Consider the following 13,667-nt stretch of genomic DNA (forward strand, 5'->3'; position numbering starts at 1 on the left):
GGGATCGCTATCAGGTGAACCTTAAGACGGACTTGAAGTGCTCTGCCCATGTCGGCGGGACAAAATTCTTCGCGACCGTTGCCGGTTCGACCCGCTTTCGGCCCTTTGACAGGCTCTCTATCGTGTTTTTCCATAGATAACGGTCTGTTTCCGGCAGGTAAACCGGGATCTCGCCCAAGACTTCGCGAACCGCGGGCAGATCGCTGCTGACCACCGGCACGCCCAGCGCCGCGGCCTCGGCCGGGGGCAGGCCAAAACCTTCGGCGCGGCTGGGAAAGAGCAGCGCGCGCGCGCCCTGCAGGATGGCGGCCACCTGCCTGTCCGAAAGGCCCGGCAATTCGCGGATCGGGCCGTTCCGATCCAGCCGGTCCAGACGGTCGAACACCGCGTCGTTGTTCCATCCGCGCGCGCCGCAGATCAGCAGTTGCGGCGGGTCGGTCATGTCCCCCCAGACATCCAGCAACAGATCATGCCCCTTTCGCGGCTCGATCGTGCCGAGAATGACGAACCAGGGCCGGGCCGGGTCCACCGCATCGGGAAGGGTTCCGGCCGTGGGAACGGTCACGCCCAGATGGGCCGCGATGCCCGGCGGCACCGGCCCCCACTGGCGCATCTGCGCTTCGGCCCGGGTCTGCGTGTCCCGCGTGTTGTAGATCACGATATCGGCCCCGTCCCGGACCCGTTTCAGCATCGCGCGGAACCGATCGGCCATGCCTGGGCGCTGGTAGTGCGGAAATTCCAGCGGGATCACGTCATGGATCATCACTGCGACGCGCCCGTCCGCCCCGTGACGCACGGCCCAGAATACCCGGTCGGTCAGGTTGGAATGGCCCACGTTCAGATAGGCCGTCCCGCGCGGAAGGTGCCGCGCCAGCATCGCCGGCAGCCGCTGCGGCAGGCACCGCGCCAGCGCCAGCCGCCGCAGGTCGCTTTCGGCGCGGCGGACGGGCAAGGGCCTGCCACGGGACAGGCGCGACAGGCGATCCGGCGCCCCCCACGACACAGTGCCATCGAACCGCGCCGCCATCGCCGCGGCCCCGTCGCGGTCCAGCAGCGCATATCCCAGAGATGTGCGCGCCAGCGCGAAGAGCGGCACGGGATCGGTCAGAAGATGGTCCAGATAGGCCTTTTCGACCCTGTCCACGCCGGTCGGCGCCCGCCCCGCCCGGCGGATCAGGCGCGTGATGTCCAACAGCCGCGCCGGCGGGTCGATGCGTTCAGGCTGTGCCCGCCCGGCATCCATCAGCCGCAGGCCGGGGTGACGCTCACTCGGCCGCGCGATCCACGCTCACGACCTCGCTGAGATACTTCATGAGATCGCCGCGCAGATCGTCCCGTGCAAGCGCAAAGGCAACCGTTGCCTGCAAGAAACCCGCCTTGGAGCCGCAATCGAACCGCTGCCCGCGGAAGCGATAGCCATAAACCGGCCGACCCGCTCGAATATCTTCGGCGATCGCGTCGGTCAGCTGGATTTCACCGCCGGCGCCGGCCTTCTTCCTGTTGAGGTTCTGCAGCACCGTGGGCGACAGAATATAGCGCCCGATCACCGCGAGGTTCGACGGCGCCTCGCCGGGATCGGGCTTTTCCACCATGCCCTTGGCCGACAGCACCGACCCCATGTCCTGATCCACGTCGAGGATCCCGTATGAACTGGCCTTTTCCGGTGGCACCTCCATCGCCGCGACCATGTTGCCGCCGGTTTCCTCGTAGGCCTCGACCATCTGCTGCAGGCAGGGCTTGTCGGCGGCAATCACGTCGTCCGGCAGGATCACCGCGAAGGGTTCGTTGGCGATCAGCCGCCGAGCGCACCAGACCGCGTGGCCCAGGCCCAGCGCCTGATGCTGGCGGATATAGGCAATCGCCCCGCTTTCCATGTTGGTGGCCTTGAGAACCTCCAGAAGCTCGGTCTTGCCCTTCTTGCGCAGTTCCTGTTCGAGGTTCGGGGACTGGTCGAAGTAATCCTCCAGCGCGCCCTTGCCGCGCGAGGTGACGAAAATGAACTCCTTGATGCCGGCGGCGCGGGCCTCGTCGATCGCATATTGGACCAGCGGGCGGTCGACCAGCGTCATGATTTCCTTGGGAACCGACTTCGTCGCCGGCAGGAACCGCGTTCCCAGACCCGCAACTGGAAAAATCGCCTTGGTAACTTTCTTTCTCATTTTTCACCCAATAATCCGGGAAACATGCCGCCGCATGCAGTTTTCGGGGTAATACAAATGCCCCGCGGAAACAATGTGCGCCGCAGAGAAAAGCGCCCCGCTGTTTCGTTTTCGGCAACAGGGCGCCAACCCCTACAGCACCGCCCGCCTTTCGCCGACATATTCATCCAGCCCGCGCACCAGACGCACGCGTTCGGCCTCGGCATGGACCCGGGCCGCGAAGGTCCAGAAGGTGAAAAGGCGCTGGTCGCGGTCGCTTCGGCCGAACAGGCCGCCGGTATGTTCCCAGAATCCTTCGTCGCGGAACCTGACGGTGTGAAACAGGGCCGTGTGGGTGAAACGCATGACGGTGACGATATTGCCCGCCTCGACCGCGGCACGGGCGCGGGCGCGCTGGCGGCGTCGGGTCCAGAACCGGCCCGAGATCAGCACGGGGCGCGCGCCGTGGCGGCCCGGAAAGGGGCGGAACGGCTGTTCTGGCCGTGGCGGCAACGCGACCGGAACCTCGACCCGCGCAAGACCCTCGGCATGGCCTTCGCGCAGCCCACGCAACAGGCACCTCACGTCCCTGGGCTCGAGCGTGCCGGCCACCATGTGCTCGACCAGCCTTTTGCGCTGTTCGGCCTGCACGCGCCGCCATGCGGCTTCGCGCTGACCGGTCGCGGCGTGCTCATGCAGGAACACCGCCCAGCTGGCTCCGATCTGGCGCAGATCTGTCGGCGTCCGGTCCGCTCGGCGCCGCCGGCTGGGGGCAAAGCCGTGATGCACCTCCGCCAGCGGCGCGACCGCGGTGACATGCGCGCGGGCCGCCAGCCGGAGGTTCAGGTCGGTTTCGTCCAGAAAGAACCGGAACCGGGGATCGAACCCGCCGATATCCACGAGGCAGGCCCTGCGAAAGGCCATGTTGGTGCCCTCGGTCTTGACCGCGTGATCGTCGGGCAGCTCGGGGATCGACATCCGGTTGGGCGGCACCCGCAGCGGGGTTTCCCGGCCGGTCCGGTCCACCATCGCCGCGCGCGACTGGAAGGAAATCCCGTTTCGTCCGCGCACATAACCACCCACGGCCATCACGACCGGTTCGGCGAACGGCTCGGTCAGGTAGTCCAGCCAGGTCGGTTCGGGCACCGCGTCGTCGTCGATGAAGGCGACGATCTCGCCGGCGGCATAGGCAATGCCTGCGTTGCGCGCGGCCGAAATGTTGGCCTCGCCGAACTCGACGATCTTGGTATGCGCCGCCTGCGGCAGGCCGCGCAGGGCGGTGCACGAGGCATGATCGGCAACCACCACCACCTCGAACCGCGGGTAGCAGAGCTGCGACACGCCCAGGATGCAGCGGCGCAGATATTCGGGCCGGTCCCGGCTGACGATCACCACGCTGACCGCCAGCGGATCTCTCATTCCAGCCCCATGCCGGCCATCATGGCCTCGATCCGGGCGACGTCCTCGGGGTTGTTGAGCTCCCAGAACTGGCGGCCGCGCGCCTCGACCTCGACGCACAGCACCTTGCGGCCGTTTTCCATGAAGCGCAGCTGTTCCAGGCCTTCGAGCTCTTCCAGTGGTCCGATCGGCCATCCGGGGTAGGCGGCCAAGGCGTCGGGGCGGTAGGCATAGACGCCCACATGGTGAAAGACCGGGGTCGGTTCGTCGTCGGCATATCTCCGCGAAGTGAAGGGGATCACCTCCTTGGAAAAATAGAGCGCCGTCCGGTCGGCGGCAAAGACGGCGGTGGTGCCGCCCACGCGCCCGTGCCGGCGGTCGTTGAGAAACCCGTTCAGAGCAGCCCCGTCGCAGCGCAGCACGGGCGTCGCCACGCCCGCATCCGGCGCGCAGCGCAGGCCCGCCACCAGATCCTCGATGAACCAGTGCGGGGTCAGCGGCGCATCGCCCTGCAGGTTGACCACGATATCGTAACCCCCGCCCAGGCGGTCATGGGCCTCGGCGCAGCGTTCGGTGCCGTTGCGGCAGTCGGACGAGGTCATCACCACTTCGGCGCCGAAGCCTTCGGCCGTCTCGCGGATGCGGTCGTCGTCGGTCGCCACGACCACCCGGTCGATGCCGGACACCGACATCGCCGCGCGCCAGGACCGTTCGATCAGCGTACGGCTTTCCCCCGTCGCGCCGGACAGCGCGACCAGCGGCTTGCCCGGATAGCGGGTCGAGGCATAGCGGGCGGGGATGACGATCAGGACCGGCATCAGGCTTCCTTCAGTTCCACGCCCGGAGCATAGGCGATGAAATAGGGATTGGCATAGCCGTCCTTGCCATAGGTAAGGGGGGTATGATCATCGAACCGCACAACCTGCCCGCCCGCGCCCAGAAGCACGGCATGGCCGGCGGCGGTGTCCCATTCCATCGTGCGGCCGACACGGGGATAGAGGTCGGCTTCGCCAGAGGCCACCAGGCAGAATTTCAGCGACGACCCGGCGCTCTTGAAATCCTTGACCCGGTATTTCGCGATATAGTCCTTGGTCTCGTCGGTCAGATGCGACTTGGAGGCCACAACCATCAGCGCATCGTTGTCCGGGGTCGAGACATGGATTGGGCGCAAGTTGCCGGGGCGGTCCTTGTCGAACGGGCCATCCTCTTCGACCGACTGGCCGTCGGCCAGGGTGTAGAACATGCGCCCCTTGGCCGGGGCATAGACCACCCCGCGCGTGGGCACGCCGTCCTCGACCAGCGCGATGTTCACGGTAAAATCGCCGCGACGGTGGATGAACTCCTTGGTGCCGTCCAGCGGATCGACGATCAGGAAGGTATCGCCGGTCGTGGAATGCGACGCGGCCTGTTCCTCGGTCACCAGCATGATGTCGGGAAAGGCCGCGCGCAGCCCGGCCGAGATGATCGCGTCCGCGGCCTCGTCGGCCTCGGTCACGGGACTGTCGTCCGACTTTACCTTTACCTCGAAATCATCCGAGTTGTAGATCTCCATGATCCTTTCCCCGGCTTCCAACGCCAGCCTGCGGATCACGGGAACGAGCTGCTCGTAGGTCACAAAAAAGCTCCAATTCCTTGCAATGTTGATTAGGCGTCCGCCGCTTCTTATGGTGTGCGGGAAACGGAACGGCAAGAAATCCGTGCGAAATCGGGCAAAGTTGACGGGACTGCAGGCGAGATGTTCGGTTACAGACACGCAAATTCCAGACTGGGCGCGGCGCTGGCAACCGGCGAGGTGATCTTTCACAACGCCGCCCGCAAGGTCCGGGCAAAGCACAACAACGCAATTCTGTCGCTGGTCATCAGCGTCCTCCAGTCGCTGATCCTGATCGCCGTGTTCTATGGCATGTTCGAACTGCTGGGGATGCGGCGCACGGCCGTCCGCGGCGATTTCCTTCTTTATTTGATGTCGGGCGTTTTCCTGTTCCAAGTGCATATCAAGGCGGTGGCCGCGGTCCAGGGGGCCGAGGGACCGACCAGCCCCATGATGCTGCACGCGCCGATGAATACCTTCATCGCGATCGCCGCTGCCGCGCTTTCTGCATTGTATCTCCAGATACTGACCGTGGCCGTGATCCTGTTCTTGTATGATGCGCTGGTGAACCCGATCACGATCGAACAGCCGGTCCCGGCGCTGGGCATGCTCTTGCTGGCCTGGTTTTCGGGGATCGGCGTCGGGCTGGTCTTTCTGGCGATCAAGCCCTGGTTCCCGACCGCCTCCGGCATTTTGTCCACCATCTACCAGCGCGCCAACATGCTCTTTTCCGGCAAGATGGTGCTGGCCAATTCGCTGCCGGCCTACATGCTGCCGGTGTTCGACTGGAACCCGCTGTTCCACGCCATCGACCAGGCGCGCGGCTTCGTCTTCATCAATTACTACCCGCATGTCACCAGCTGGCACTACACGCTGTGGGTCGGCCTCGCGCTCTGCATGATCGGGCTGATGGGCGAATTCTACACCCGCCGGCACAGCTCGCTCAGCTGGTTTGCGCGGCGCTGATCGCCGGGATCAGTCCACGACGCGCAGGGTGAGGTTGATCCGGCCACCCTTGGGCAGCAGGTCCGACGATCCGAAGCGAATCCGATCGATGCCGTGATAGGCCAGCCGGGCCGCGCCCCCGAGAACCGCCAAGTCCCCCGATTGCAGCCAGATCGATTCGGTGGAGCCCCCGCGCTCGGCGCCGCCGACCCGAAACAGCGCCGCGTCCCCCAGCGACACTGAAACCACCGGCCAGTCGAAATCGGCTTCGTCCCTGTCCTGGTGCAGCCCCATCCGGGCGCCCTCGCCATAATAGTTCACCAGACAGCAGTCGGGCGCCCTGTCCAGCCCGGCGATGGCGCGCCAGATCTCCAGCACCGGCGCGGGGATTGCCGGCCAGGGACGTCCCGAAGGATGACGGTCCACATAGCGATAACCGCGCCGGTCGGAAAACCATCCATAGCGTCCCGCCGCCGTCATCCGCACCGACATCGGCCGCCCCCAGCGGGTAACCGGCGAAAACGGCGGAGCGGCGCGCGCGAGCGCGCGGATCGCCTCGACCAGCGCCTCTTGCGATGGCCGGTCAAGGGCGCCCCTGAACACCCGGACACCCCTGATTTCCAACGCCTCGGACAGGTTCAGCCTCATCGCTCTCGGCCCGTTGACAAAATAGGCACAGTTTCGTGAAAACCGGCTGTTTCGTATGGTTGCAGGCGGTTTCGCGTCTCCCTATATACGCCGGGAAGCGCCGACATGCAGTCATGAAAGCGCGCAAAGAGTCGGGGCCGGGATGCCGCAACGGGTCCGGGTCTCGGGAAATCGCCTTGAATTGAAAGGGATCGAAAAATGAGCAAAGTCATCGGCATCGACCTTGGGACGACCAACAGCTGCGTTGCCATCATGGACGGGTCGCAGCCGCGCGTGATCGAAAACGCGGAAGGCGCGCGCACGACCCCGTCGATCGTTGCCTTTACCGACGACGAAATCCTGGTCGGCCAGCCGGCAAAGCGCCAGGCCGTCACCAACCCCGAAAACACCATCTTCGGCATCAAGCGTCTGATCGGCCGTCGGTTCGACGACCCGGATCTGGCCAAGGACAAGAAGAACCTGCCCTACAAGATCGTTGACGGCGGCAACGGCGATGCCTGGGTCGAGATCAAGGGCAAGAAATACTCGCCCGCACAGATTTCCGCCTTCATCCTGAAGAAGATGAAGGAGACCGCCGAGGCGCACCTTGGCGAAGAGGTCACGCAGGCCGTCATCACGGTTCCGGCCTATTTCAACGACGCCCAGCGTCAGGCCACCAAGGACGCCGGCAAGATCGCGGGCCTGGAAGTGCTGCGGATCATCAACGAACCGACCGCGGCGGCGCTGGCCTATGGCCTGGACAAGGAAGAAAGCCACACCATCGCGGTCTATGACCTGGGCGGCGGCACCTTCGACATCACCATTCTGGAGATCGACGAAGGCCTGTTCGAGGTGAAGTCCACCAACGGCGACACCTTCCTGGGCGGTGAAGACTTCGACATGCGGGTGGTCAGCTACCTGGCCGAGGAGTTCAAGAAGGAACACGGCGTCGATCTGACCAAGGACAAGATGGCCCTGCAGCGCCTGAAGGAAGCCGCAGAAAAGGCCAAGATCGAACTGTCCAGCACCAGCCAGACCGAGATCAACCAGCCCTTCATCAGCATGGACCCGAACAGCGGCCAGCCGCTGCACCTGGTGATGAAGCTGACCCGGGCCAAGCTGGAATCGCTGGTCTCCGACCTCATCAAGCGCACGATGGAGCCCTGCAAGGCCGCGCTCAAGGATGCCGGCATTTCGGCCTCTGACGTGGACGAGGTGGTTCTGGTCGGTGGTATGACCCGGATGCCGAAGGTCATCGAGGAAGTGACCAAGTTCTTCGGCAAGGAGCCGCACAAGGGCGTGAACCCTGACGAAGTGGTCGCCATGGGCGCCGCGATCCAGGCCGGTGTTCTGCAGGGCGACGTGAAGGACGTCGTTCTGCTGGACGTGACCCCGCTGAGCCTGGGCATCGAAACGCTGGGCGGCGTCTTCACCCGTCTGATCGACCGCAATACCACGATCCCGACCAAGAAGTCCCAGGTCTTCTCGACCGCCGAGGACAACCAGTCGGCCGTGACGATTCGCGTGTTCCAGGGTGAACGCGAAATGGCCGCGGACAACAAGCTCTTGGGCCAGTTCAACCTGGAAGGCATCCCGCCCGCGCCGCGCGGCGTGCCGCAGATCGAGGTGACCTTCGACATCGACGCCAACGGCATCGTGCATGTGTCGGCCAAGGACAAGGCCACCGGCAAGGAGCAGAAGATCACCATCCAGGCCTCTGGCGGTCTGTCCGAAGAGGACATCGAGCGCATGGTCAAGGATGCCGAGGCCCATGCCGAGGAAGACCGCAAGCGCAAGGAGCTGGTCGAGGCCCGCAACCAGGCTGAAAGCCTGATCCACACGACCGAGAAATCGATCGAGGAGCATGGCGACAAGGTCGATCCGTCCACCATCGAGGCGATTGAGCTGGCCGTGGCTGCGCTCAAGGACGACCTCGAAAAGGACGACGTCACCGCCGAGAAGCTGCGCGCCGGCATCCAGAACGTGACCGAAGCGTCCATGAAACTGGGCGAGGCGATCTACAAGGCCACCCAAGAGGCTTCCGGCGGCGCCGAGGAAGAGCCCGCCGCAGCCGAGGGCGCCGGTCCCGGCGAGGATGACATCGTCGATGCCGAGTTCGAAGACCTCGACGATGACAAGCGGAGCTGAGGCGTAGGAACTGGTCAGGCGGGTCGGCCCGGAAAACGGGCCGGCCCGCTTCCTTTGCCACTGAAAGGGCAAACGAACCGATGTCGAAACGTGACTATTACGACGTTCTTGGCGTCTCCCGTGGCGCATCGGCCGAGGAAATCAAGAAGGCCTACCGCCGCAAGGCCAAGGAACTGCACCCCGACCGGAACCACGACAACCCCGATGCCGAAGCGCAGTTCAAGGAGGCCAACGAGGCCTACGAGGTTCTGAAGGATCCCGACAAGCGCGCGGCCTATGACCGGTTCGGCCATGCGGCCTTTGACGGCGGCATGGGGGGCGGTCCGCGTCCGGGCGCCGGTTTCGGCAGCGGCGATTTCTCCAGCGCCTTCTCGGACGTGTTCGAGGATCTTTTTGGCGACATGATGGGCACGCGCGGCGGCGGGCGCCGGCGGGCGATGCGCGGGGCGGACCTGCGCTACAACCTGCGCGTGACGCTGGAAGAGGCCTACACAGGCGTGCAGAAGACCATCAGCGTGCCGACATCGGTATCCTGTTCGGAATGCTCCGGCACCGGCGCCGAGGGCGGGGTCGAACCGACCACCTGCCCGACCTGTTCCGGCATGGGCAAGGTGCGGGCGCAGCAGGGCTTTTTCACCGTCGAACGCACCTGCCCCACCTGTTCGGGCCTGGGGCAGATCATCAAGAACCCCTGTTCGGCCTGTGGCGGCTCGGGCCGGGTTCAGAAGGAACGCTCGCTCAGCGTCAACATCCCGCCCGGGGTCGAAACCGGCACCCGCATCCGGCTTTCGGGCGAGGGCGAGGCCGGGATGCGTGGCGGCCCGCCGGGGGATCTGTATATCTTCATCGACGTGGAGCGCCACGAGTTGTTCGAACGCGACGGCGTGAACCTCTATTGCCGGGTGCCGGTCAGCATGGCTACGGCGGCGCTGGGTGGGTCGATCGAGGTGCCCACCATCGACGGCGGCCGCGGCCGCGTGCAAATCCCCGAAGGCAGCCAGTCGGGCCGCCAGATGCGCCTGCGCGGCAAGGGCATGCCGGCGCTGCGCGGGGGCGGCGTTGGTGACATGTTCATCGAGCTGGCCGTGGAAACGCCGGTCAATCTGACGCCCCGCCAAAAGGAGCTGTTGCGAGAATTCGAAGGGCTGAGCGCCGACAATCACCCCGAATCCAAGTCCTTCTTTTCTTCGGTCAAGTCGTTCTGGGAAAGCATGAAGAGTTGACCGCCTGACTTGCGAATCGGACAAGGGGCGCCGCGCCAGGGATGGCCGGCGCCCCTTTTTCATCTTCGTTAACCCCTTGTTCACCCTGTGCGAGCGAGGCTTACCGCATGAGTCGGGCATCTGCATTCAACGAGGCGCAAAGGCCGCTGTTTGACCCGGATGAAGCGGTGGTTCAGCCGCTGCCGCAGGGGCGGCTGCCGTCCTACATCGCCGATCACCGCCGCCGTCTGCGCGAAAGGTTCATGTCGGGCGGCCCCGACGCGCTGCCCGATTACGAGATGCTGGAACTGGTTCTGTTCCGCGCCATCCCGCGCCGCGACGTGAAGCCTCTGGCGCGGGCCCTGCTGGACGAATTCGGCGATTTCAACCATGTGCTGTCGGCCGCGCCGGAGCGGCTTGCCCGCGTCAAGGGCGTGGGCGAGGCCGTCGTTACCGAACTCAAGATCGTCGAGGCTGCCGCCCATCGCCTGGCGCGCGCGCGGGTGTTGAAACGGCATGTGATTTCAAGCTGGGACGCGGTGCTGGACTATTGCCGCACCACCATGGCCCACCGCGAGATCGAGCAGTTCCGGGTGCTCTATCTCGACCGCAAGAACACGCTGATCGCAGACGAGGAACAGGCCCGCGGCACGGTCGATCATGTTCCCGTCTATCCGCGCGAGATCGCCAAGCGGGCGCTGGAGTTGAACGCAAGCGCGCTGATCCTGGTGCACAACCACCCGTCGGGCGACCCGACCCCCTCGCAGGCCGATATCGACATGACCGCGCGGATCGAAGCCGCCTGTGTCGCGCTGGGGATGACCCTGCATGACCATCTGATCATCGGCAAGTCGCGGGAACTGAGCTTTCGTGGCGAAGGATACCTGTGACGCGTGTCTGGCCGGGTAGAAGGGGGCCCTGCCCCCGTCCGCGCCGGGCGCGGACTCCCCCGGAGTATTTTTTAGCAAGATGAAAGTGCATGGGCTTCGGGAACCGGTCAGTCCACCCAGACTTCGACGCGGCGGTTCACCTGCCGGCCCCAGCCGCTGTCGTCGCAGGCCATCGGAAGCGCCTCGCCGAAGGCTTCGACGCCGATCTCGATCTGGTCCAGCTGTGCGGCCTCGGCCGCGGCCAAGACCGCGTCGCGCACCGCCTCGGCCCGCTTCAACGCGATCCTGCGATTGCCTTCGGCCGGTCCCTGCCCGTCGCTGAACCCCACGAACAGCAGCCGGTGGCCGTCATGAAGCCCCGCCTCCAACGCGCGGGCGAGCTGGTCCACGTTGTCCCGCGATTGCGCGTCTGGACGCGACGATCCGGCTTCGAAACGGAAAGAAGTCGTCAGTCGCCGCATCGGGCCGAGGACACCGACCATCCGCTGGAGTTCTTCCAATTTCACGTCGTTTCCGGCGGCGGCGATAGCATTGGCCAGGCGGTCACCCTGCAAGCCGATGGGGATGCGTTCGGGCGCCTGATCGACAAAGCCCGCGCGGCGGATCACGATCTGCGCGGCCGGCCCCCGCGTGTAGTCCAGAAAGTCCCGCCCGATCCGGGGCAGGCGCCGCATTGGCAGATACAGGAACATGGGCGACGTCAGGGGATAGTCTTCGGCCTTGATGGTCTGGCGCGTGGCATTGAGCGCGAACCCGCACGCGCCCTCAAGGGTCAGAACGCGCGCGGTTCCCGTTTCGGCAAAGCTGGCCAGTCCAATCGCGAAGGGCTGGACGGACACAGCACGGGCCAGGTCGCTGCTACGGGCGTGCCGCACCACCTTATCCGAAAGAGTCAGGCCGACGGGGTGCAGGAGCCTGTCCTCCACGGCCTGGGTCAGACCGGATCCCTCGGCCGCGAGATGCAGGGTGATCGGCGCGTCCGGTCCGCCCAGTTCGGCCCAGTTGTCGATCTCGCCGGAAAACACCTGCGCGAGTTCAGGCAACGAGATTCGTCGCACAGTGTTGCCGGGTGAAACGACCGGCACCATCGCGTCCAGCGCCAGCACCCGGCTGCGCCCCGGGGCGGTCATGTCGCCCAAGCCCGCCTGCCGGGCCAGGTCGCGTTCCCTGGGGCGAATTTCACGCAATGCCATCACGACATCGGCCTCGTTGGCCAGAAGGTCGGCAAAGCCTTCCTCGGTATTGGTGAGGTGGAACCGGAACCGGGCGGCCTGCCGGCCGGTTTCGGCATAAGTCAGCACATAGACGAAATCCGCCGCATCGATGTCCTGCCGGTCCGTGCGATATCCGTTGCGCAGCGCGAAGCCTTCGACCAGCGCCGGCAACAATACCTCGGCGATGGTCGAGGAACCCGAGAACGAAATCTCTGCGACGTAGTCGGTCAGGCTGGGGCAGCCGGGGCCGTCGCAGGACACGCCCGAGCTGTCCACCGTCAGCTCTCCGAACTGCGTATCGACACGGTAGAATTCACCGTCGAAACCCAGCAGGGTGCCGGTGATCTCGACCGCGCCATCGGGCGAGGTCAGCGTGACGTCCTGAGCCGCCGCGCCCAGCACCGCACTGCAAAGAAGAAGTGCGGCGCAGCCCGCCGCACGCAGCAATCGCATCGTTGTTCCTGAACCGTCTGCGTTATCTCGCGGCGATTTTCAGGTCATCGACCAGATTGTTCAATACCAGAAACGTCCCCACCGCATCGCAATCGGGCATCGACAGCATCAGATCGCGCGGGTTGCGCAGGCGGCCGCCCTTCAGTTCCACCGTCTGGGCCGAAATGTCGCGGCCGCAATTGTTCTCTGTCACCTCGGCTTCGACACTGACGGCGACCGCGCCCGCGCGCGGCGCATGGCCGGCGGGAAAGCTGTAGATGTCGGCCAGTTTGGCGTTGAAGACCTCCGGGTTGCCCAGACGGATCAGGCGGCCCACGGCCCCGTCGCCCCTGTAACCGAACCAGACATGGCCCGGATCGCCGTAGTTTGCGCCGAACTCCCGCGCATGCAGTTCAAAGCCGGCTTGGCCACCCCATTGCAGGACGATCCGGTCGATCTCGTTCAATCCCTGGACCCGGGTGGTTGCCGCCGCACCCTTGCCATCGGCGAAAGCGACGATGAACACGGCCCGTTCGGACAGCGCCGGAATGTCCGCGGCAAAGATTCCGTTGGCGTCCGTCCTGTCGGAGAAGATCATGCCGCCGTGGTGAACGGTCAACCGCTCGCCGCGATGACAGGGGGCCTGAACCTGCAGATGCACCGTCGCCATCTCGCCCGGCGCGGCAGTGGCCGTGACCGCACAATCGGTGTCGCGTCGCGCCTCCTGCTCGGCCCCCTGGGGCAAAGGCAGCGGGGCGGGGGCGTGGAACCCGGGCAGGGGTTCGCCGTGCCGCAGCCCGTCCAGATCGGCCGGCGCATCCTCGCGCAAGGCGCCGTTCGCGGCGGGCGTCGGAACCACCTGCTGCATGATGGACGGCTGCGGCGCGATGGCGGCCGCTGGGGCCTTTCCGGCCTGTGTGAAATACACGATGCCCAGCGCGCACAGGATCGTGCCGCCAATCGTGGTCATGTAGCGTCTGCGGGACATGGCGTATCCTCCGATCATCCATTGGATCGGAAACAGCCTTGCGAAAAAAGGCGGCCAAGATATGGCCGCCCCTTGGAGTCATTCTGACACGAAC

The 13,667-nt window shown here is 65.4% G+C and carries 12 protein-coding genes; 4 read left to right on the forward strand and 8 right to left on the reverse strand.

Annotation, left to right across the window (positions count from 1 at the left end):
• Nucleotides 1–10 precede the first annotated feature (10 nt).
• The 5 genes from C4S70_RS09030 to cysQ all read right to left on the reverse strand — a co-directional run bounded on the left by C4S70_RS09030 (nucleotide 11) and on the right by cysQ (nucleotide 5,151).
• Entirely contained in the window at nucleotides 11–1,243 is a 1,233-nt protein-coding gene (locus tag C4S70_RS09030; protein ID WP_104007791.1) for a glycosyltransferase family 4 protein, read from the reverse strand.
• 22 nt (nucleotides 1,244–1,265) lie between these two features.
• Nucleotides 1,266–2,159 (reverse strand): UTP--glucose-1-phosphate uridylyltransferase GalU, encoded by an 894-nt coding sequence (gene galU / locus C4S70_RS09035; RefSeq protein ID WP_104007792.1) that lies wholly within the window; start codon nucleotides 2,157–2,159, stop codon nucleotides 1,266–1,268.
• Between the two features lie 132 nt (nucleotides 2,160–2,291).
• Nucleotides 2,292–3,557, reverse strand: coding sequence for a glycosyltransferase family 2 protein (locus C4S70_RS09040; protein WP_104007793.1), 1,266 nt, complete (start codon nucleotides 3,555–3,557; stop codon nucleotides 2,292–2,294).
• Nucleotides 3,554–4,354 carry a 3-deoxy-manno-octulosonate cytidylyltransferase gene (locus tag C4S70_RS09045; RefSeq protein WP_104007794.1) on the reverse strand — a complete coding sequence of 267 codons (801 nt, stop codon included), beginning with the start codon at nucleotides 4,352–4,354 and terminating at the stop codon, nucleotides 3,554–3,556. The genes C4S70_RS09040 and C4S70_RS09045 overlap by 4 nt, the downstream gene beginning before the upstream one ends.
• The gene (gene cysQ, locus C4S70_RS09050) at nucleotides 4,354–5,151 is read right to left on the reverse strand and encodes a 3'(2'),5'-bisphosphate nucleotidase CysQ (RefSeq protein WP_104007795.1); all 798 of its coding nucleotides are present in this window, start codon (nucleotides 5,149–5,151) and stop codon (nucleotides 4,354–4,356) included. Before cysQ ends, C4S70_RS09045 begins: the two co-directional genes overlap by 1 nt.
• Nucleotides 5,152–5,271: 120 nt before the next feature.
• Here cysQ and C4S70_RS09055 point away from each other — a divergent pair, with 120 nt between their 5' ends.
• Complete coding sequence (locus C4S70_RS09055; RefSeq protein WP_104007796.1) at nucleotides 5,272–6,093, forward strand: ABC transporter permease; 822 nt, start codon at nucleotides 5,272–5,274, stop codon at nucleotides 6,091–6,093.
• Between the two features lie 9 nt (nucleotides 6,094–6,102).
• Here C4S70_RS09055 and C4S70_RS09060 read toward each other — a convergent pair whose 3' ends face one another.
• A complete protein-coding gene (locus C4S70_RS09060; RefSeq protein ID WP_104007797.1) occupies nucleotides 6,103–6,720 on the reverse strand; it encodes an alpha-ketoglutarate-dependent dioxygenase AlkB family protein in 618 nt (205 codons plus the stop codon).
• A gap of 198 nt (nucleotides 6,721–6,918) precedes the next feature.
• Here C4S70_RS09060 and dnaK point away from each other — a divergent pair, with 198 nt between their 5' ends.
• The 3 genes from dnaK (at nucleotide 6,919) to radC (ending at nucleotide 10,939) form a co-directional block, all read left to right on the forward strand.
• Entirely contained in the window at nucleotides 6,919–8,847 is a 1,929-nt protein-coding gene (gene dnaK, locus C4S70_RS09065) for a molecular chaperone DnaK (RefSeq protein WP_104007798.1), read from the forward strand.
• 80 nt (nucleotides 8,848–8,927) lie between these two features.
• Nucleotides 8,928–10,070, forward strand: a complete 1,143-nt coding sequence (gene dnaJ, locus C4S70_RS09070) for a molecular chaperone DnaJ (protein WP_104007799.1) — start codon at nucleotides 8,928–8,930, stop codon at nucleotides 10,068–10,070.
• A 107-nt stretch (nucleotides 10,071–10,177) separates the two neighbouring features.
• On the forward strand, nucleotides 10,178–10,939 hold the full coding sequence (gene radC, locus C4S70_RS09075) for a RadC family protein (protein WP_104007800.1): 762 nt from the start codon (nucleotides 10,178–10,180) through the stop codon (nucleotides 10,937–10,939).
• Nucleotides 10,940–11,046: 107 nt separating this feature from the next.
• On the opposite strand, the gene C4S70_RS09080 is transcribed toward radC, so the two are convergent.
• Complete coding sequence (locus C4S70_RS09080) at nucleotides 11,047–12,606, reverse strand: substrate-binding domain-containing protein (protein WP_104007801.1); 1,560 nt, start codon at nucleotides 12,604–12,606, stop codon at nucleotides 11,047–11,049.
• 22 nt (nucleotides 12,607–12,628) lie between these two features.
• A complete protein-coding gene (locus C4S70_RS09085; protein WP_146064190.1) occupies nucleotides 12,629–13,573 on the reverse strand; it encodes a hypothetical protein in 945 nt (314 codons plus the stop codon).
• Nucleotides 13,574–13,667 lie beyond the last annotated feature (94 nt).

It is taken from the genome of Jhaorihella thermophila (assembly GCF_900108275.1).
Lineage (GTDB): Bacteria > Pseudomonadota > Alphaproteobacteria > Rhodobacterales > Rhodobacteraceae > Jhaorihella > Jhaorihella thermophila.

Coding starts and splice junctions, on each gene's coding strand:
- galU (WP_104007792.1), bottom strand. CDS start 2,159: ATGAGAAAGAAAGTTACCAAGGCGATTTTTCCAGTTGCGGGTCTGGGA.
- C4S70_RS09040 (WP_104007793.1), bottom strand. CDS start 3,557: ATGAGAGATCCGCTGGCGGTCAGCGTGGTGATCGTCAGCCGGGACCGG.
- C4S70_RS09060 (WP_104007797.1), bottom strand. CDS start 6,720: ATGAGGCTGAACCTGTCCGAGGCGTTGGAAATCAGGGGTGTCCGGGTG.
- C4S70_RS09055 (WP_104007796.1), top strand. CDS start 5,272: ATGTTCGGTTACAGACACGCAAATTCCAGACTGGGCGCGGCGCTGGCA.
- radC (WP_104007800.1), top strand. CDS start 10,178: ATGAGTCGGGCATCTGCATTCAACGAGGCGCAAAGGCCGCTGTTTGAC.
- C4S70_RS09080 (WP_104007801.1), bottom strand. CDS start 12,606: ATGCGATTGCTGCGTGCGGCGGGCTGCGCCGCACTTCTTCTTTGCAGT.
- C4S70_RS09030 (WP_104007791.1), bottom strand. CDS start 1,243: ATGGATGCCGGGCGGGCACAGCCTGAACGCATCGACCCGCCGGCGCGG.
- C4S70_RS09085 (WP_146064190.1), bottom strand. CDS start 13,573: ATGTCCCGCAGACGCTACATGACCACGATTGGCGGCACGATCCTGTGC.
- C4S70_RS09045 (WP_104007794.1), bottom strand. CDS start 4,354: ATGCCGGTCCTGATCGTCATCCCCGCCCGCTATGCCTCGACCCGCTAT.
- dnaJ (WP_104007799.1), top strand. CDS start 8,928: ATGTCGAAACGTGACTATTACGACGTTCTTGGCGTCTCCCGTGGCGCA.
- dnaK (WP_104007798.1), top strand. CDS start 6,919: ATGAGCAAAGTCATCGGCATCGACCTTGGGACGACCAACAGCTGCGTT.